The organism is Novosphingobium organovorum (assembly GCF_022832435.1).
Classification (GTDB): Bacteria; Pseudomonadota; Alphaproteobacteria; order Sphingomonadales; family Sphingomonadaceae; genus Novosphingobium; species Novosphingobium organovorum.
Genome location: NZ_JALHLF010000045.1, coordinates 1 through 19,512, shown reverse-complemented (window position 1 = coordinate 19,512; position 19,512 = coordinate 1). Strand labels below are relative to the sequence as shown.

The 19,512-nt window shown below is 67.3% G+C and carries 13 protein-coding genes, 1 pseudogene and 1 riboswitch; of the genes and pseudogenes, 2 read left to right on the top strand and 12 right to left on the bottom strand.

Annotated features, from left to right (window positions below):
- Positions 1–43: 43 nt before the first annotated feature.
- Complete coding sequence (locus tag MTR62_RS12070) at positions 44–706, bottom strand: trimeric intracellular cation channel family protein (protein ID WP_244021204.1); 663 nt, start codon at positions 704–706, stop codon at positions 44–46.
- Between the two features lie 164 nt (positions 707–870).
- On the opposite strand from MTR62_RS12070, the gene MTR62_RS12065 reads away from it, so the two are divergent.
- On the top strand, positions 871–2,544 hold the full coding sequence (locus MTR62_RS12065; protein WP_244021203.1) for a dipeptidyl-peptidase 3 family protein: 1,674 nt from the start codon (positions 871–873) through the stop codon (positions 2,542–2,544).
- A gap of 197 nt (positions 2,545–2,741) precedes the next feature.
- Here the strand turns inward: MTR62_RS12065 and MTR62_RS12060 are convergent, their stop codons facing one another.
- From MTR62_RS12060 to MTR62_RS12005, 11 genes and pseudogenes are all read right to left on the bottom strand, one after another.
- A complete protein-coding gene (locus tag MTR62_RS12060) occupies positions 2,742–3,422 on the bottom strand; it encodes a pentapeptide repeat-containing protein (protein ID WP_244021201.1) in 681 nt (226 codons plus the stop codon).
- A gap of 31 nt (positions 3,423–3,453) precedes the next feature.
- A complete protein-coding gene (locus MTR62_RS12055) occupies positions 3,454–4,383 on the bottom strand; it encodes an AEC family transporter (protein ID WP_244021200.1) in 930 nt (309 codons plus the stop codon).
- Between the two features lie 54 nt (positions 4,384–4,437).
- On the bottom strand, positions 4,438–5,196 hold the full coding sequence (locus MTR62_RS12050; RefSeq protein WP_244021198.1) for a TorF family putative porin: 759 nt from the start codon (positions 5,194–5,196) through the stop codon (positions 4,438–4,440).
- 21 nt (positions 5,197–5,217) lie between these two features.
- The gene (locus tag MTR62_RS12045) at positions 5,218–5,643 is read right to left on the bottom strand and encodes a hypothetical protein (protein WP_244021196.1); all 426 of its coding nucleotides are present in this window, start codon (positions 5,641–5,643) and stop codon (positions 5,218–5,220) included.
- 864 nt (positions 5,644–6,507) lie between these two features.
- Positions 6,508–7,905, bottom strand: a complete 1,398-nt coding sequence (lpdA, locus tag MTR62_RS12040; RefSeq protein WP_244021194.1) for a dihydrolipoyl dehydrogenase — start codon at positions 7,903–7,905, stop codon at positions 6,508–6,510.
- Between the two features lie 104 nt (positions 7,906–8,009).
- Positions 8,010–9,385 (bottom strand): annotated as a pseudogene (odhB, locus tag MTR62_RS21620) (2-oxoglutarate dehydrogenase complex dihydrolipoyllysine-residue succinyltransferase).
- Positions 9,386–9,393: 8 nt separating this feature from the next.
- Complete coding sequence (locus MTR62_RS12025; protein ID WP_244021192.1) at positions 9,394–12,246, bottom strand: 2-oxoglutarate dehydrogenase E1 component; 2,853 nt, start codon at positions 12,244–12,246, stop codon at positions 9,394–9,396.
- Between the two features lie 222 nt (positions 12,247–12,468).
- Positions 12,469–13,359, bottom strand: a complete 891-nt coding sequence (gene sucD / locus MTR62_RS12020; protein WP_244021191.1) for a succinate--CoA ligase subunit alpha — start codon at positions 13,357–13,359, stop codon at positions 12,469–12,471.
- Between the two features lie 117 nt (positions 13,360–13,476).
- The gene (gene mdh, locus MTR62_RS12015) at positions 13,477–14,439 is read right to left on the bottom strand and encodes a malate dehydrogenase (RefSeq protein ID WP_244021190.1); all 963 of its coding nucleotides are present in this window, start codon (positions 14,437–14,439) and stop codon (positions 13,477–13,479) included.
- 570 nt (positions 14,440–15,009) lie between these two features.
- Positions 15,010–15,432: an RlpA-like double-psi beta-barrel domain-containing protein gene (locus MTR62_RS12010; protein WP_244021189.1), complete on the bottom strand. Its 423-nt coding sequence runs from the start codon at positions 15,430–15,432 to the stop codon at positions 15,010–15,012.
- Between the two features lie 190 nt (positions 15,433–15,622).
- Complete coding sequence (locus MTR62_RS12005; RefSeq protein WP_244021188.1) at positions 15,623–16,870, bottom strand: cell wall hydrolase; 1,248 nt, start codon at positions 16,868–16,870, stop codon at positions 15,623–15,625.
- Between the two features lie 362 nt (positions 16,871–17,232).
- A riboswitch (cobalamin riboswitch) is annotated at positions 17,233–17,424 on the top strand.
- A gap of 114 nt (positions 17,425–17,538) precedes the next feature.
- Here MTR62_RS12005 and MTR62_RS12000 point away from each other — a divergent pair.
- A complete protein-coding gene (locus MTR62_RS12000; protein WP_244021187.1) occupies positions 17,539–19,407 on the top strand; it encodes a TonB-dependent receptor domain-containing protein in 1,869 nt (622 codons plus the stop codon).
- Positions 19,408–19,512: the final 105 nt, after the last annotated feature.

Here is a 19,512-nt window from a genome sequence, read left to right as displayed (position 1 = left end):
CATAACCGGGGCCCAACGCCTCGGGTCGCAGCGAGAGCCGTCCTCACATCGAGGGCGGCTCTTGTTTGTTGCGCACGCCGGGATGCGCGGGCAGGCCGATCGACCAGTGGATCGCCGCGCCGCGAAGGCCAAAGCCGATCAGCGCGGCAACGATCCAGGCGGTGATCGGCGCGACCCCCAGCGCGATCATCAGCGCGCCCGCCGCCGAGGCGAGCGCCGAGGCGGTGACGTAGAGTTCGGGGCGCATCAGGATCGAGGGTTGCCCTGCGATCACGTCGCGGATGATGCCGCCCGCACAGCCGGTCATCACCCCCATCAGGAACGAGGGCACCGGCGGCACGCCCCAGCCCAGCGCCTTGATCGTGCCCAGCACCGAATAGACCGCAAGCCCCAGCGCATCGGCCCAGACCAGGATGCGCATGTTGTACCAGTTGGGCGGGGTGAACCAGGCCAGCGTCGCCACCGCGATGCACACCGGGGCCACGAAGCGATCGTGGACCCAGAACACCGGCGCGCCGATCAGCACGTCGCGCACCGTGCCCCCGCCAACCCCGGCGATGAGCGCGAAGAAGGCGACGGTGACGTAGGTCTGCTGGCTGCGCGTCCCCGACAAGGCCCCCGAAAGCGCGAAGAGACCGATCGCGAAGAGGTCGACGGCGGCGGGAAGGACGGGGGTATCGGGCGGCGTGATCATGCGGGCGGACATACCACCCGCGCTTTCCGGAAAAAAGCCGGGTGCTCCCTGATGGTCAACGGAAAAACGCGGCCAGCCGGTGAAGGCGAAGTTGAAGGCGAAAGGGGGAGGGGCTTGCCTTGGGGGCCACCGGGACTAGGGTCGCGCGTGACACGACACACGATGGATGCGACCCGATGGCCTACCGCAAGACACTCACCACGCTCGCCCTGCTGATGGCGGGCGCCGCGCCCGCGCTCGGGGCGGTTCCGGCCTCGGCGGCGCAGACCGTACCCGACTACGACATGGCCGCGCAGAAGGCCAAGCTCGCGACGATCGACATGGAGGTCGACACCGCCTTCCTCAGCCCGGAGGAGCGCCAGGTGGTCAACCTGCTGATCCAGGCCTCGGACCTCTTGAGCGAGGTCTATCTGCGCCAGCGTTACGCCGAAAACCCGCAGGTGCGCCGCGCGATCGCGGTCAGCCGCCGCGCCGACCGCGATCTTCTGCTCACGATGTTCGATCGCAATTTCGGCCCCTGGGACGAACTGGCCGAACTGCATCCGTTCTGGGGCACGGCGCCGATGCCCGAAGGCGCGGGGTTCTATCCCGAGGACCTGACCCGCGCTGAGCTGGACGCTTACATCGCGGCGCACCCTGACCAAAAGGCGGCGCTGCTCGGCCCCTATACGGTGGTGCGGCGCAAGGGCGATGCGCTGGTCGCGATCCCCTATTCGCAGGCCTACCGCGAATGGCTCGAACCCGCCGCCAAGCTGCTCGACAAGGCGGCCGCCATCACCTCGAACCCAAGCCTGCGCACGTTTTTGCGGCTGCGCGCCAACGCTTTTCGCACCGACCAGTATTTCGCCAGCGAACTGGCCTGGATGGACCTTGAAGGCACGCCGATCGAGGTCGCGATCGGGCCTTACGAGGTCTACACCGATCGGCTGATGGGCGCGAAGACCGCGTTCGAGAGCTTCGTCACGCTCAAGGACCCCGAACAGTCCGCCGCGCTTGCCAAGTACAAGACCTACTTGCGCGACATGGAAGCCAACCTGCCGATCGAGGACCAGTACAAGAACTTCCAGCGCGGCTTCGCCAGCCCGATCGCGGTGGCCGAACAGGTCCACGGCGGGGGCGACAACGTGCCCGGCCCGCAGACGGTCGCCTTCAACCTGCCCAACGACGAGCGCGTGCGCGAGGCCAAGGGCGCGAAAAAGGTGATCCTCTCCAACGTGCTGGGCGCCAAGTTCGAACGTATCCTCAAGCCCATGGGGGCGATGGTGCTCGAACCCGCGCAGGCCGCGCTGGTCGAGAAGAAATACATGCAGTTCGAGACGCTGTTCCACGAACTCTCGCACAGCCTCGGGCCGGGGACGATCGTGGTCGATGGCCGCAAGACCACCGTCGATGCGATGCTCAAGGAACAGAACTCGGCGCTCGAGGAGGCCAAGGCCGACGTTGCGGGGGCGTGGAACATCCTGTTCCTGATGGACAAGGGCGCGCTGCCGGTGGCCGAGAAGCCGCAGCTTTTCGCGACGTACTTTACCGGGATCTTCCGTGCGGTGCGCTTTGGTGCGGTCGAGGCGCACGGCAAGGGCGCGGCGCTGCAGTACGGCTATCTGCGCGCGCACGGCGCCTTCACCTACGATGCCGCCGCCAGGCGCTACGTGATCGACGATGCCAGGATGCGCACGGGAATCCGCGACCTGCTCCACGACATCCTGATGCTCCAGGCGACGGGCGACTACGAGGGGACCAAGGCCTTCATGGCTAAGTGGGCGAAGCTCGATCCCGAGGCGGAGGCCGCCGTCGCCGCGATGGGGGCGCTGCCGGTGGATATCGAACCGGTCTATCCCAAGGGGGTTTGAGGCGGGTTTCCGCTGGGTCGGGGCAGGCGAGAGCAGGGGAAAGGGTAAAATCCGAGGGCCATCGCCCTCGGGCTCCCCAGACTGTCCACCTCACCTTTCTCGACCGGCGCTGCGCGACAGCGCTGAGGTCTACAGTTCGGGAGCCCGAGGGCGATGGCCCTCGGATTCTCTTCTTCTTCTTCTTCTTCTTCTTCTTCCTAGCGAACCTTCAACCCCAACTCGCCGAGCAGCTCTCCGGCCTGCGCGCGCGAAATCGTCGCGCCGCGAAAGCGGGCGGCGTCGCCCAGCCGCACGCCGCCAAGGTCCGCGCCGCGCAGGTCCGCGCCTTCGAAGCGGGCCTTGTCGAGCGTGGCCTCGCGCAGGCTGCTTTCGACGAACGTGGCCTCGCGAAAATCGCAGGCGGTAAGGTCGGCCTGGGTGAAATCGAGCCGTTCGAGCGTCTTGCGCCGAAAGCTCCAGCCCTGAAGGCGCGCGTTGACGAGCAGCGTCTCTTCGATCCGTACATCGAAGGCGCGCGTTTCGGTGAGGTCCGCGCCGGTGAGCTTGCAGCCGGTGATGACCGCGCCCGAAAGCGTGGCGCGCGCGAGGCGGGCGTTGTTGAGGTCGCAGCGCGAAACCTGCGCTTCGCCAAGGTCCGCGCCGGTGAGCTGCGCACGGGCCGCGCGGGCGGCGTGCAGGCGAGAGCCTTCCAGGTTCGCGCCGCGCAGGTCCACCGCGCGCAGGTCGCAGCGTTCGAACGTCCAGCGCGCGAGATCGAGGCCTGAAAGATCCGCTTCGGCCAGATCGCAGTCGACAAGCGTGTGCGGTTCGTCTCCCAGCGCGAGAAGGTCGGCGCGGGTCAGCGTGCGGTCGGCGAGATGGCTGGGGCTATCGGACATGGACGCGCGGGTAGCATGGCGAGGCGCCCGGCTAAAGCGCCCACCACAAGGTGCCGGTGATCGTGGCGAGCGAGAGGATCGTCGAGACGAGGACCACGCGCGCGGTCACCTCGGCTTCGCGGCCGTAGAATTCGGCGAGCATGAACGGGCCGGTTCCGGTGGGGAGCGCGGCGAGGATCACTGCGGCGTGGGTTTCGACCGGCGAAAGCGCGAAGACCTTGGCGGCCAGCAACCAGGTGACGATCGGCTGGGCGATGAGCTTGAGCGCGATGAGCGCGCTGATACGCCCGCGCGGGGCGGGCGCGGCGCTGCGCTCGGCGGCGAGGAACAGGCCGAGCGCGACGAGCGCGCAGGGGCTCGCCGCGCCGCCCAGCATCGTCAGGAAGCTGTCGAGCGGGGCGGGCACGCCCAGTCCGCTGATCGGGAACAGGCTGGCCGCGAGCGGCGCGGCGACCAGCGGGTTTGAGAGCACGCGGCGCGCGACCTTGAGCACCAGCCGCCCCGGTGAGGCGGCTTTCTGCCCGGCCGCCTCGATCAGCACGATGCCCGTGGCGAAGAGCACGCAAACCGTCACCAGGACCGAGATCAGCGTGAGCGGTCGCCCGGCGGCGCCCAGCACCACCGCCATGATCGGAAAGCCCATGTAGCCGCTGTTGGCATAGGCCGCGTTGAGCCCGTCGATCGTCGCATCGGCAAGGCCATGGCGTCGGTTGAGCGCAATCGTCAGCGCGAAGGTGCCCATCGTGCCGAGCACCAGGACGGCCAGGAAGCCGGGTCGCCACAGTTCGCTGGAGTGCGCCTTGGCGACGATCTCGAACAGCAGGGCGGGCAGCGCCAGCCAGACGACGAAGCGGTTGAGCTCGCTCGTCGCCTGCGGGCCAAGCGCGCGCAGTCTCCCGGCAAGCCACCCGGCGAAGATCAGCGCGAAGACGGGAAGGACGGTCAGCAGCGGGGTCAGCACGGGGCAGCGGCCTGTCGGGGGAAGAGCGGTGTTCTCAGTCGGATGCGGGCGCGATCAGAACGCGACGCGCATGTAGCCCGAGACGCGCGTGCCGGTGTCGTTGTCCCAGTAGCGGGTGTCGCGCGCGGCGTCCTGATCGATGCTCGTCCCGGTCAGTTCCATGCCGACGGTGAAGTTGAGGTGCGCGCGTTCGATCGCCAGGTACCAGTCGGTATAGTCGCCATCGGGCCGCAGGCGCACCGCGCGTACCGCGTTGCTCGTCGTGCCCATCGTGTGGCCGACCCCGGCGTAAGCGGTGAGCGGCGTGCCGGGGATACCGAGGCCCAGGTTTGCCTGGAGATAAAGGTTGGAGCCGCCGATGGCGTCCTGCGAGGGGGCATAGTCGGCGTTCAGCGTCAACCAGGCGGGGCCCAGCGTGCGCGAGACCGAGCCTTCGAGTTCGACGTAATCAAGCTCTCCTGCATCGGCGTAGATGTGACCGCGCGCGCCCGCTGTGAAATCCCATCCCTCGCTCGAGGCGACGAAATGCGGGGCGATCTCGAGCCCGAACTGGCTGTCGCCGTTGCGGTTCGATCCGCGCAGGGTCTCGGCCTTGGCGTCGATCACGAGGTTCTGCGTGATCGGCAGTGAGCCATCGAGCGCGACGCCGAGCTTGCCGCCGGTCTGGCTGAGGCCGCGATCACGGATGTCGGTGCTCGCCTCGAGCGAGGCGGAGGCATCAAGCGTTGCCTGCGCGTGGGCACCGATGGGCGCGAGAAAGGCCAGGGGGGACAGCGAAGCCGCGATGATCGCGGGAAAATTCCGGGTCGTCATGCGGCTTCGCATAGCGTCCAATCAGCGCGCGGCCAAGGACCGGGCGGCGGTGATCGTCGCCAGGGCGTGCGGCTTGTCGGCTGCGGCGGTCCTGGTGAGGTGCGCGGTGATGGTATCGGCCCTGGCGGCGACCAGATCGTCGGCGCGCTCGTCAAAGGCGCCGCAGCGGCCCACGCGGCTGTCGGAGACCTGGGTCTCGCCGGGGAGCATCGCGCTCATCGAGGCGCCCGAGGCGGGGTCGGTGATGCGCCGCTCGACGCTGAGCCTGGCCTTGGTTACGCAGCGCTGGAACCCGCCGCGGCTGGGCGGGCGAACGCCTTCGACCTTCGAACGGGTGGAGAGGTGGGCGATATAGTCGACCGTGTAGCGCTGGCCATCCTGTTCGAGGGCGACGCTATGAACGGGAAGCGAGGCCGCTGCGGCTGCGGCAAGGATCAGGATGCTCAACGAATGTCCTCGATGTGAAAGGGGAGGAGATGGGAATGCAAGGCCCACGGGTCGGGGCGCGGGGGTATTCGTACATGTGTCCTAGATTGGAAAGCGAAACGGGATAAATATTCGCCATGCGAATGTTTTTGAGTGGCCCGCAGCGTGCAGGAAACCGCTTGCCCCCGTTCTGAAACGACAAAAGCGGCCGATTTTCAACGCACTGGGCCTATGGGGCCAAGGTTGCAGGCAGGGCTTTCGTTTTTTGCGCTCTACGGTGCGTGGGACGCGTCAACGGGCGGCGGCGCGCCAGCGCAAGCGGGATGGGGATCGTCGGGGGCGGCCAGGGGCACGGGACGGTGCGCGAAACGTTCCTTCGCGCTGCAGGGCATGGGACCCAATGCCCCGGTGTCCAGGACGTGGTGCGTTCGGACACCGGGGGCGCGCGGCAGGCATCGGGTCGGCCTGGGCGCGGCCAGACCCCTTGCACGGCCAGACCCCTTGCACGGGTTGCACGGGGCCTGCGCCGGGAAGGGGGTGGCTATCGGATGGATGGCCTTGCGGCCGGGTTCGCGTGCAGGGGGGGTATAGTCACGCGCAAGCGCGGCGCAGGGTCACTGGCCATCAGCATCGTCCTCTCTCCCAAAAGCGATAGCGCACCCTCTTCGGGTCGGCTGCCCCGCGGGTGGGGCAAGGAGGAGACTAGCGCTCCGGGCTTGCCGCTTTGTTGCCTGCGGGCGACATAGCTTGGCGTTTGCCCGAGGCGAATAGGGCAGGTCCAAACGAAGGAAGGGGCGGCGCCGCGCGGCACCGCCCCTTCTTTCCTTGCAGCCTTTCCTGCCGTGGCAGGCGGACGGATGCTCCCCGTCCGGGGCCGGTCGTCGATCACATGTGGATCGGCTTGCCCGAAATGCCCATCGCGGCTTCCTTGATCGCCTCGGAGTGCGTGGGGTGCGCGTGGCAGGTGTAGGCGATGTCTTCGCTGGTCGCCCCGAATTCGAGCGCCTGCGCTGCCTGCGCGATCATCGTGCCGGCCACCGAAGCGATGCACCACACGCCAAGCACGCGGTCGGTCTCGGCGTCGGCGATGACCTTCACGAAGCCGTCGGGCTCGTGGTTGGTCTTGGCGCGCGAGTTGGCGAGCATCGGGAACTTGGAGACCTTGACCTTGCCCTTCTCCTTGGCGGCTTCCTCGGTGAGGCCGACGCCGGCGATTTCGGGCTGGGTGTAGACCACGCCGGGGATGACGTCGTGGTTCACGATGCCGGTCAGCCCTGCGATGTTCTCCGCCACGGCAACGCCTTCGTCCTCGGCCTTGTGCGCGAGCATCGGGCCGGGGATGACGTCGCCGATCGCCCAGACGCCATCGACCTTGGTGCCGAAGTCGTGGTCGGTCTCGATCTGGCCACGCGCGTTGAGCTCGAGGCCGATCTTGTCGAGGCCGAGGCCATCGGTGTTGGGCTTGCGGCCAATCGCGACGAGCACGACGTCGGCGTCGAGCACTTCGGCCTCGCCGCCCGCGGCGGGCTCGACGGTGACCTTGGCGGCCCCGTCAACGACCTCGACGCCCGTGACCTTGGTCTTGAGCTTGAGCGCCATGCCCTGCTTCTTGAAGATCTTGGACGCTTCCTTGCGCACGTCCATGTCCATGCCGGGGAGCAGCTGGTCGAGGAATTCGACCACGGTCACCTCGGCGCCCAGACGGCGCCAGACCGAACCGAGCTCGAGCCCGATCACGCCGCCGCCGATCACGACCATCTTGCCCGGAACCTTGGACAGTTCGAGCGCACCGGTGCTGTCAACGACCACGCCGCCCGCGTTGTCGATCGTCACGCCCGGAAGCGGGGTGACCGACGAGCCGGTGGCGATGACGATGTTCTTGGCGGTCTTGGTCTCGCCACCCACCTCGACGGTGTGGGCGTCCTTGAACTGGGCGTAGCCCTTGAGCCAGTCGACCTTGTTCTTCTTGAACAGGAACTCGATGCCGCCGGTCAGGCCCTTGACCGCGTCCTTGCGCTGGCCCTGCATGGTGTCGAGGTCGAGCTCGGGGGTCACCTTGATGCCCATGCTCGCCATCGCGCCGTTCTTGGCCGCGTCGAAGTATTCCGAGGCGTGCAGCAGCGCCTTGGAGGGGATGCAACCCACGTTGAGGCAGGTCCCGCCGAGCGTCTCGCGCCCTTCGGCGCAGGCGGTCTTGAGACCCAGCTGCGCACCGCGGATCGCGGCGACGTAGCCACCCGGGCCCGCACCGATGACAAGCAGGTCGTAATCGTAATCAGCCATTGTCCGGCTCCAGTTGTTCGTTCGTCATCCCCATTCGCGATGGGGATCCCGCTGAACGGGAAACAGAGAAAAGCGGGGCCCCCGCCGCAGCGGGGGCGACGCGATCAAAGGTCGATGAGGAGGCGCGTGGGGTCCTCGATCGCTTCCTTGATGGTCTTGAGCGCGGTAACCGCCTCGCGACCGTCGATGATGCGGTGATCGTAGCTGAGCGCGATGTACATCATCGGGCGGATCACGATCTGGCCGTTGCGGACCACAGGGCGGTCCTCGATGCGGTGCAGGCCGAGCACGGCCGACTGCGGGGGGTTGATGATCGGGGTCGACATCAGGCCGCCGAACACGCCGCCGTTCGAGATGGTGAAGGTGCCGCCCGCCATGTCGGCCATGGTCAGCGTGCCTTCCTTGGCCTTCTTGCCGTAGTCGGCGATGGCCTTCTCGATGCCCGCGAAGGAGAGCTTGTCGCAGTCCTTGACGACGGGAACGACCAGGCCGTTGGGCGCCGAGACCGCGATCGAGATGTCGACGTAATCGTTATAGACGATCTCGTCACCGTCGATGCGGGCGTTGACGGCGGGGATGTCCTTGAGCGCGAGGACCGAAGCCTTGGCGAAGTAGGACATGAAGCCCAGCTTGATGCCGTGCTTCTTGGCGAAGACGTCCTTGTACTTGTTGCGCGATTCCATCACCGCGGTCATGTCCACGTCGTTGAACGTGGTGAGCAGCGCGGCATCGTTCTGCGCGCTCTTGAGGCGCTTGGCGATGGTCTGGCGCAGACGCGTCATCTTGACACGCTCTTCCTTGCGGGCAGGAGCCGCAGGAACCGAAGCGGCCGCCGCCGGGGAGCCGGCGGGCTTGTTCTTGGCGGCCTCGATCACATCGTCCTTGGTGATGCGACCGTCCTTGCCGGTGCCCTTGATGGTGGTCGGATCGATGCCGTATTCGAGCACCGCGCGGCGCACCGCAGGTGACAGCACGGCGGCGCCCGCCGCGNGGAGCCGGCGGGCTTGTTCTTGGCGGCCTCGATCACATCGTCCTTGGTGATGCGACCGTCCTTGCCGGTGCCCTTGATGGTGGTCGGATCGATGCCGTATTCGAGCACCGCGCGGCGCACCGCAGGTGACAGCACGGCGGCGCCCGCCGCGCCTTCCTCGGCGGCCGGAGCCGGTGCGGGGGCAACCGCGGCAGCGGCCGGAGCGGGTGCGGCAGCCTTGGGGGCGGCGGCGGGAGCCGCAGCGGCGCCCGAGCCTTCCTCGATGGTGGCGATCAGCGCGTCGACGGTGACGGTGTCGCCTTCGGCGGCGAGCTGCTGGCCCATGACGCCGGCGTGGGGCGCCATGACGTCGATCGCGACCTTGTCGGTCTCGAGGCTGCAGATGGGCTCGTCAGCGGCAACCGCTTCGCCGGGCTGCTTCAGCCACTGGCCGATAGTCGCTTCGGTGACGGATTCGCCGAGCGTGGGGACCTTGATTTCGGTAGTCATGGTTTATCTCAAGCCTTCTGCTTGCGACGGAGTTCGGAACGGACGGAAAGATGCAGGGCGTCGGCGACCAGCGCCGACTGCTCGGCGACGTGGCGCTTGGCAAGGCCGGTGGCCGGCGAGGCCGAGGCGCTGCGGCCGGCGTAGCGCGGGCGCGGATTGGCGACCCCGGCTTCCTTGGCTGCGGCTTCGATTTCGCTTTCGACGAAGAACCAGGCGCCGTTGTTCTTGGGCTCTTCCTGGCACCAGCAGATTTCCTCGAGGTTGGTCATGCGCGACAGGCGCAGGGCCAAGGCCTCGCTCGGGAAGGGGTAGAGCTGCTCGAGGCGGATGATCTGGGTGTCGTCGATCTCGTTTTCATCGCGCGCCTCGAGAAGGTCGTAGAAGACCTTGCCCGAGCACAGGATGACCTTCTTGGTAGCCTTGTCTTCCGGCGCCTTGGGGTCGGAAAGGATACGGTAGAAGTGGCCTTCACCAGTGAACTCCTCGGCCGCCGACTTGGCCAGCGGGTGGCGCAGCAGCGACTTGGGGGTCATGATGATGAGCGGCTTGCGGAACGGACGGTGCATCTGCCGGCGCAGCACGTGGAAGTAGTTGGCCGGGGTGGTGATGTTGCACACCTGGATGTTGTCGTTCGCGCAGAGCTGGAGATAGCGCTCGAGGCGTGCCGAGGAGTGCTCGGGGCCCTGGCCTTCGTAGCCGTGCGGCAGCAGCATCACCAGGCCGTTCGCACGCAGCCACTTCGATTCCGAAGAGGCGATGTACTGGTCGATGATGATCTGCGCGCCGTTGGCGAAGTCGCCGAACTGGCCTTCCCACAGCACGAGGGTCTTGGGATCGGCGCTGGCGTAGCCGTACTCGAAGCCGAGCACGCCGTATTCCGAAAGCGTCGAGTTGAGAACCTCGAAGCTGCCGTGGGGCAGGGTCTTGATCGGGGTGTACTTGTGCTCGTCCTTCTGGTCGACCCAGACGGCGTGGCGCTGCGAGAAGGTGCCGCGCTCGCAGTCCTGGCCCGAGAGACGCACGCCGTAGCCTTCGGTGACGAGGCTGCCGAAGGCCAGCGCCTCGGCGGTCGCCCAGTCGAACCCGGCGCCCGAGTTGAACATCTCTTCCTTGGCCTTGAGCACGCGGCCCAGCGTCTTGTGGACGGTGAGGTCCTCAGGCACGGTGGTCAGGGTGCGGCCCAGGCTTTCGAACAGCTTGGCATCGATGCCGGTCTGCACATTGCGGCGCGCGCTTTCGGCGTCGGCAGGCTTGTGGAAGCCCGACCAGCGACCGCCGAACCAGTCGGCCTGGTTCGACTTGTAGGTCTTGGCCGCCTCGAATTCTTCTTCGAGGTGCTGGCTGAAGGCGGCTTCGGTTTCGCCGAGGAAGTTCGCATCGATCACGCCTTCGCTCTGCAGACGCTTGGCGTAGATCGAGGCGACACCGGGATGCTTCTTGATCTGCGCGTACATCAGCGGCTGGGTGAAACCGGGCTCGTCGCCTTCGTTGTGGCCGAAGCGGCGGTAGCACCACATGTCGATCACGATGTCGCGGCCGAAGGTCTGGCGATAGTCGATCGCCAGCTTGCAGGCGAAGGTCACCGCGGCGGGATCATCGCCGTTGACGTGCAGGATCGGCGCCTGGACGCCCTTGGCGACGTCCGAGGGGTAGGGCGAATTGCGCGCGAAGGCCGGGCTCGTGGTGAAGCCGATCTGGTTGTTGATGACGAAATGGATGCACCCGCCGGTGTTGTAGCCCTTGACGCCCGAGAGGCCGAAGCACTCCCAAACGACGCCCTGGCCGGCAAAGGCGGCATCGCCGTGGATCAGCACGGGCAGCACGGTCTTGTGCTTGGCGCCGGGACCCACGTCGTCGCCGATGTCGTCGTTGAGCGACTGGTACGAGCGTACCTTGCCCAGCACGACCGGGTTGACGGTCTCGAGGTGCGAGGGGTTGGGCATCAGGCTCATGTGGACCTTGATGCCGTCGAACTCGCGGTCGGCCGAAGTGCCCAGGTGGTACTTCACGTCACCCGAACCGCCGACGTCCTCGGGGTTGGCGGTGCCGCCCGAGAATTCGTGGAAGATGACCTTGTAGGGCTTGGCGAGCACGTTGGCGAGGACGTTGAGGCGGCCGCGGTGGGCCATGCCGTAGACGATCTCGCGAACGCCGAGTGCGCCGCCGTACTTGATCACGGCTTCAAGCGCCGGGATCATCGATTCGCCGCCGTCGAGGCCGAAGCGCTTCGTGCCGACGTACTTCTTGCCGAGGAACTTCTCGTACTGCTCACCGCGCACGACGGCCTGAAGGATCGCCTTCTTGCCCTCGGGGGTGAACTCGATCTCCTTGTCGGGACCTTCGAAGCGGTCCTGAAGGAAACGGCGTTCCTCGACGTCGGAAATGTGCATGTATTCGAGGCCGACGTTGCCGCAGTAGTTGGCCTGCAGGATCTGCACCAGTTCGCGCACCGTGGTCCACTCGAGGCCGAGGTTGCCGCCGACATAGACCGGACGGTCGAGCGCGGCGCCTTCGAAGCCGTGGTATTCGGGCGTCAGGTCCTTGGGCAGGTCACGCTTGGCAAGGCCCAGCGGATCGAGGTTGGCAGCCATGTGGCCGCGCACGCGGTAGGTGCGGATGAGCATCATGGCGCGAATCGAATCCGCTGCAGCCTGATCGATGCTCTTCTGGTCGACCTTCGCGCCCCCCTTGGCGGCGGCCTTCTCGACGACCATGCGAAGCGCCGAGGGGTCGAGCCCCTGGGTCAGGTCGTCTTCGAACTCGGCGCCGACGAGGGGCCAGTTCTTGCGCTGCCAGCTAGGTCCCGCTTGCGGGCCGTCAAGGCCCATATCGGGGGTGAACTCGAAACTTTCGTCGCCCATGGGATCACCTTTTCACGCCGATAAACTCTAAAATGCGGCGCATGGAGGAATAGTCGGGACACTGTCGGGCCGGGGAGGTCGGGCAGTGGGATTGCAGATCTGTCGGCGCTGGGGGCGCCTTGTGGTTGTTGTCGCGCGAACGCCCGCGCGCGATCTTCGGGGGGCTCTGCGGGCCTGGCCCGGCGGATGATCCGCCAGGGTCAGACCCGCAGGCTGAAAGGATCAGGCGATTTCCTTGAGCGCCTCGACCAGCGTCTCGCCGAGCAGCGAGGGGCTGGCTGCGACGCGGATACCGGCCTCTTCCATCGCCGCGATCTTGTCCTCGGCGCCGCCCTGGCCGCCCGAGACGATCGCGCCGGCGTGGCCCATGCGGCGGCCCGGAGGCGCCGTGCGGCCCGCGATGAAGCCGGCCATCGGCTTCTTGCGGCCACGCTTGGCCTCGTCCTTGAGGAACTGCGCGGCTTCTTCTTCGGCGCTGCCGCCGATTTCGCCGATCATGATGATCGACTTGGTCTCGTCGTCGGCGAGGAAGAGTTCGAGCACGTCGATGAAGTTGGTGCCGTTGACCGGATCGCCGCCGATGCCGACCGCGGTGGTCTGGCCAAGCCCTGCGTTGGTGGTCTGGAACACGGCTTCGTAGGTCAGCGTGCCCGAGCGCGAGACCACGCCGACCGAACCCTTCGAGAAGATGTTGGCGGGCATGATGCCGATCTTGCACTCACCGGGGGTGAGCAGGCCGGGGCAGTTGGGGCCGATGAGGCGCGACTTCGAACCCGAAAGCGCGCGCTTGACGCGCACCATGTCGAGCACCGGAACGCCCTCGGTGATGGCCACGATCAGCTCGATTTCGGCGTCGATGGCTTCGAGGATGGCGTCGGCGCAGCCCGAGGGCGGAACGTAGACGCACGAGGCGTTGGCGCCGGTCACGGCCTTGGCTTCGGCAACGGTGTCGAACTGGGGCAGGCCCAGGTGATCGGTGCCGCCCTTGCCGGGGGTCACGCCGGCAACCATCTGGGTGCCATAGTCAAGCGCCGCCTGGGTATGGAAGCTGCCGGTCTTGCCGGTCATACCCTGCGTGATGACCTTGGTGTTCTTGTCGACGAGAATGGACATGGAGGAATTCCTGTTCCTGGGCTGGATCGGCCTGAAAGACCGGGGTCCGGTGTACTAGGAGGTCTGGGTGCAAGAGGCCAGCCTGCGCCGGCCCCTTAACACACAGGTCTGATGAGCTCAGGCGAGCGTTTCGTCGATGCCCTTGCAGGCCGCGACCAGTTCCTTGACCGCGTCGATCGAGACCTGAAGGCCAGCCTTCGCGGTGTCGTTGAGCGCGATCTCGATCACTTCCTCGACGCCGTCGGCGCCGATCTTCACGGGCACGCCGACGTACATGCCGTCAACGCCGTACTGGCCGTCGAGGTAGGCGGCGCAGGGCAGGACGCGCTTCTGGTCGAGCAGGTAGCTCTCGGCCATGGCGATCGCCGAAGCGGCGGGGGCGTAGAAGGCCGAGCCGGTCTTGAGCAGCGCGACGACTTCGCCGCCGCCGCCCGCGGTGCGCTTGACGATCGCGTCGATGCGCTCCTGGGTGGACTTGCCCATCTTGATGAGGTCGGGAACGGGGATGCCCTTGACGGTCGAGTATTCGACGACGGGGACCATGGTGTCGCCGTGGCCGCCGAGCACGAAGCTCGTCACGTCGCGCACCGAGACGCCGAATTCCCAGGCGAGGAAGGTCGAGAAGCGCGCCGAGTCGAGCACGCCAGCCATGCCGACGACCTTGTTGTGGGGCAGGCCCGAGAATTCGCGCAGCGCCCAGACCATGGCGTCGAGCGGGTTGGTGATGCAGATCACGAAGGCGTCGGGCGCGTGCGTCTTGATGCCTTCGCCGACCGACTTCATCACCTTGAGGTTGATGCCTAGCAGGTCGTCACGGCTCATGCCCGGCTTGCGGGGAACGCCGGCGGTCACGATGATGACGTCGGCGCCGGCAATGTCGGCGTAGTCGTTGGTCCCGGTGATCTGCGCGTCGAAGCCCTCAACCGGGCCGCACTGCGAGAGATCGAGCGCCTTGCCCTGCGGAACGCCCTCGGCGATGTCGAACAGGACGACGTCGCCCAGTTCCTTCTGCGCGGCGAGGTGCGCCAGAGTGCCGCCGATGTTGCCGGCGCCGATGAGGGCAATCTTCTTACGAGCCATGATGCTTGCTTGTCCTTCCCAAGGCGGGATTGACGGACTTGAAGGCTGCCTGCTTCATCCCGCGAAAGGCAGACGCCATTTACTTGCACAGGCGGCCCTACTCACCTCGCGGGTACATTGCAACCGGGAAAGAGCCGGAAACCGGAGGAATTGCAAGGTTTTTATGATAATAGTTCGCAATTGCAATAGTGCCTGCGGAGCGCGGTTTTGCGCAGCCTGTGCAAGCCCGCGCGCAGGCTGGCCTTTCGCGCCGGGCGCCTCTGGTGAGGCCCGATCCGCGTGCCGGGGGCGTGCGCGCGTGTCGACTCGCCCGCCGGTCCGCGTCGGGCTGCGCCGCAGCGTTGCGCGAGGCAAGGTGCGGCGGTGCGAGTCGTTGCGTGTACGCGCCGTTCCGACACCGAAACGGTCGCGGCGCGTGTCCCCTGAGGCTTGAGGACGGGTGGTGTTGGGGAAATTTCAGGGGCGCGCGCGCGGATTGGGCGGGGCTGGGGTGCCAGATCGGCGCAGGTCCGCTCCCTCCCGCGTGCCGGAGGGGGCGCTTGAGGAAAGCCGGTAAGAGTGGCTTGCGGGTTAGCGGCGGCCCACCAGGTGGCGTTCGAACTGGTCGGCCATGCGGCGATCGAGCTGGCGGCAGATCGAGATCCACCACGAGCACGAGCGGCTGTCGCCTTCGAGCTGGGCGACCTGCGCGTTGGTGCGCGCGTGTTCGGCGGCGGAGAGGCCGTGGCGGGCGAAGTGGTAGAGCGTGGCGGTGAGCAGGTTGCTGGCGGCTTCGCTCGTGCCGTCGCTGGCCGGGGCGGCCTCGGGGTGCCGGGGCAAGGGGGTGGTGGCGGCCGTGCCGGGCGCGCGGGTGACGATGGTCAGGTCGATCGAGCCGGCCCGGCACTTGCGGTCGGCGTTGTCGTTCGCGCCGCCGAGCGGGGCGGATACGCATTGGACCTTGGCCAGCAGGGGGAAGGCGCGACCTCGTGCTGCGGCGAAGCGAATTGCCATTGTCGGTTTTAGCCTTTTGCCGTTTCTCCACCACCTTCGGCCTGCGACACGGCGGCCGTGGTGTTGTTTGACGCAGGCTACGACAAAGCCGCTAAACCTTTGTGTTGGCGTATGGTTTCCCAAACGTTTACGCGCCGCGCGGGTTGGCGAAGGGGGCGAGGCCGGCGCAGCAGGCCGTGCCAGCATGGCCTCAGGGAGTCTTGATCCAGCGTCCGGAATTTTGATATTTTTCTTTTATGCCCGATGCTTGCGGGAGATTGTCGAGGGCTGGGGCAAGCGTGTCGCGCGGGCTGGTGACCGTGCCTTGTGCGCCGCTGCCGTTCGGGTGGGCCTCGTCAACGGGGGGCGCCGTTTCGATCAGGCGGTGGGCCGAATCGAAATTGTTCTGCACCGTCACCGGATCGAGCGCGGCGTCGCTCGCTTGCGGTGCTCGGGCGAGCAGGCTGGGCGGGCGTGGAGCCGCGCTCGGCTCGTGTCCGGCATAGAGGAAGCTGAACGTCGCGGGGCTCCCCGCCGCGCCGTTGAAGCGGTAGAATTCGTGCGCGCCGATGGTGATCTGCGGGTGCAGGCTGGGCGCCCAGTAGGGGTGAACCTGAAGCGTGTGGTAATGCGTGGCAAGCCCCACCGGCGCATAGACCGCGCCCGACAGCGCGGCGCGGGCGACGGCTTCGGCGCGATCCCAGAAATAGGGGCTGGGCTTGCGGGCCATCGACCCGTCGCAGGTGAACGAGAACTGGCAACTGGTGGGCTTGTCCGAACCTTCGAACACGACCCCGCACACCGTTGCCGGATAGGCGGGGTGGGCAACGCGGTTGAGCACCACTTGCGCCACCGCGCGCTGTCCGGCGTCGGGTTCGCTGGCGGCTTCGTAATAGATCGCGCTGGTCAGGCACTGCAGGGCCCGGCTGCGATCGAGCGGCGAACTGATGAACGGCACGTCGAGAATGTGCAGCGGGTGTGCGGCGGGGCCGGGGTCGGGCAGAATGCCCGGCGCGTCGGCGCCGTTGCGCCCGGCGATCCCGGCGCCGATCGTCGGCGCATCGGGTTGCAGGTAATAGAAGGCCGAGCCCGGAAAGCTTGATCCGGGCTGTTCGAAGGGCATCGGGTCGAGTTGAAGCGGGTTCGCCTCGGCGTTGGCGATCGAGAAGCGGTCCCATCCGCCGGGCGATGCGAAGGCGGGCAGGGCGATAGCCGCAAGGAGCGCGGCGGCAAGGGTGCGGTTGCGGCCGTGCGCGGGCGTGGCGGCGGCGCGCCTGACACCGCGTGGGCGGCGGGTGAAGCGGGCGTGAAAGTCGCTCGGGCGACGCTCACCCACCAGCAGTCGGTCGAAATCCGGCGCGCCGAAGCGCTTGCCGAGCCGGTCGCCGCCCTGTTCGGGGCCGGTCGGTTCCGGCGGCTGGGCCGGGCTGGACATCGGGGCGTGCGGCACGGACGGCACTGGGGTTCCTCTTGCGAAACGAGATCGATGCCGGCGCGCAGGGGCCGGAGGCGGCGGGCTCTTTCCATACTCCAAAACCGTCCGCGGATGCCTCGGTCGGATAAGGGGCGTCCCGCTCCGGCACAACCCACCAATCTGGCCGCAATGTCCGGGCCGCGAAGTTTTGCAACGAAGGCTCTGCAGGCAGCTTAGCCCGGATGCCTTAAGGAAGTCTCATCGCGGGCCGCTGGGCTTGCCGGAAGCGGGGCGGCGGGCATGGCAGAAGCCGTGGGCGAGGCGGGGCCAGAGGCGGGGCAGAGGCGGCGCCGTTGCAATCCGTTCCGCGCTCGCCTAAGGGCGCGGCCATGTCACGGGTTGCCCGCCTGTGGCTTGCCTTGCGGGGTAGGCGTGCGGTTCGGGCCCAAGAGGGAAGCCGGTTGGAAATCCGGCGCTGCCCCCGCAACTGTGACCGGGTAGCGGGTCTCCGTCAGAGCCACTGGGCGCATCGCTCGGGAAGGCGGTGGGACCCGCGCTGATCCGGGAGCCAGGAGACCTGCCCGTGACGTCGTTTGCCAACAGGGCGTGGGGACCTGCGGGCAGCGGTGTGCCATGCCTTGAGGAACCGGCGTGTGCCCTGCCGTCATGAGCGACGAAACGTTCAGGGGGGTTCCCAAAAGGGCATGATAGAGATGAACACGCGTTTTCACCGCGGCACGGCCGCGCTTGCGCTGCTGGGCGCCGGTTTCGGGGCGAGCCTGGGCGCGGCGCCCGCCTTTGCCGACCCCGCCGACACGCTCGAGGACACCATCGTGGTCACCGCGACGCGCACCGCAACGCCGCTCAGCCAGGTCGGCCAGTCGGTCAGCGTGGTCACCCGTTCGCAGATCGAGAACACCCAGGCCGTCAGCGCGAACGAGGTGCTTGCCCGCCTGCCCGGCGTGCAGGTGACCCAGTCGGGCGGCTTCGGCCAGCCCTCCAGCGTGTTCATCCGCGGCGCCGACAACGCGCAGAGCCTGGTGCTGATCGATGGTGTGCCGGTGAACGATCCGGGCGACGTGGGCGGCGGCTTCGATTTCGGCACGCTGACCATCGGCCAGTTCGACCGGGTCGAGCTGGTGCGCGGCACGTCGGGCGTGCTCTACGGCAGTCGCGCGATCGGCGGGGTCATCAACTTCATCACCCAGCGCCCGACCGATGTCTGGCACGCGCGCGCCAGCGCCGAATACGGCTGGCGCGACCAGCGCCAGTTTTCGGGCTCGGCGGCGGGAACGCTCGGCCCGGTAGGGCTGACGCTGGGTGGCAACTGGCTCAAGGGCGATGGCTATTCGGCCTTCAACGAGGATCGCGGCGCGACCGAACGCGATGGTTTCGATTCCAAGAGCCTGAACGCGCGCGCGCAGGTCGATCTCGTCGACGGGCTCAGCCTCGATGGCGGTGCGTTCTGGAGCAAGGCGCACTACGATTACGACAACACTGGCGCCGATGCGCTGAACCTGGGGCTCAAGCGTGATCTCACCGGCTACGCGAACCTGCGCTATACCGGGCTGGAGGACCGCCTTCACGCCAAGCTTAGCTTCGGCCAGATCGACACTCACCGCATTTCGGACGACGCGAGCTGGGGGCCTTACGCCACGCACGGCAAGAACCGCGATGTCTCGGGGCAGGTCGATTTCACTCCGATCGAGGCGGCGACGCTGCTGGTCGGGGCGGAACGCGAGAAGCAGGATTTTTCGGACAACTACGGTTCGAACGATGGCATGAGCATCGACAGTGGTTTCGCCAACCTGACGCTGCGTCCGGTCAGCGGGCTCACGCTGAACGCCGGGCTGCGCTATGATGACAATTCGCGCTTCGGCCACCGCACCACCTTCGCGGCCAACGGCGCCTACGCTTTCGCCGGGCAAGACGGGCCGGTGCTGCGCGCCAGCTATGGCGAGGGCTTCAAGGCGCCTTCGCTCTACCAGCTCTACACCAATGCGGGCTACCGCGATCTCTCGCCCGAGACCGCGAAGAGCTGGGACGCCGGGATCGAGCAGCCCTTCGCGCAAGGCAAGGGCACCTTCTCGCTCACCTGGTTCGACCGCAAGACGAAGAACCTGATCGACTACGACTATTCGAGCTGGAACTACTATAACGTCGGGCGCGCGCGCGCGAAGGGTGTCGAACTGGGTATGCAGATGGTAGACTGGCAGGGTTTCGACATGACCCTGGCCTACACCTACCTCGATGCGACCGACGAGACGACCGGGCTTGAGCTCGCGCGGCGCACGAAGAACAACCTGACCGCCAGCCTCGACCGGCGCTTTGCGGTGAACGCCTATGGCGGGCTCAAGCTCGGCGCCGAGCTGCGGGTGGGAGGCGCGCGTTGGGACGATTCGGACAACACGCTCTATGTTCCCGGTCACACGGTGGTGAACCTGCGCGGTTCCTACGCGGTGCGTAAGGGGGTGGAGGTCTATGCCCGGCTCCAGAATGCCTTCGACGAGCACTACGAGATCGTGCGGACGTACGGCACGCCGGGCCGTTCGGCCTTTGCGGGCCTGCGCGTGACGATGTGAGCCCGGCGCGGCCCCTCCGGCGGACCTGCGCACGGTGGGGCCGCAGGCGGCGAGTGATCGCCCTAGCTGCGGGCCTCGCCGCGGGTCTTGGCCTGGCGCTCGCGG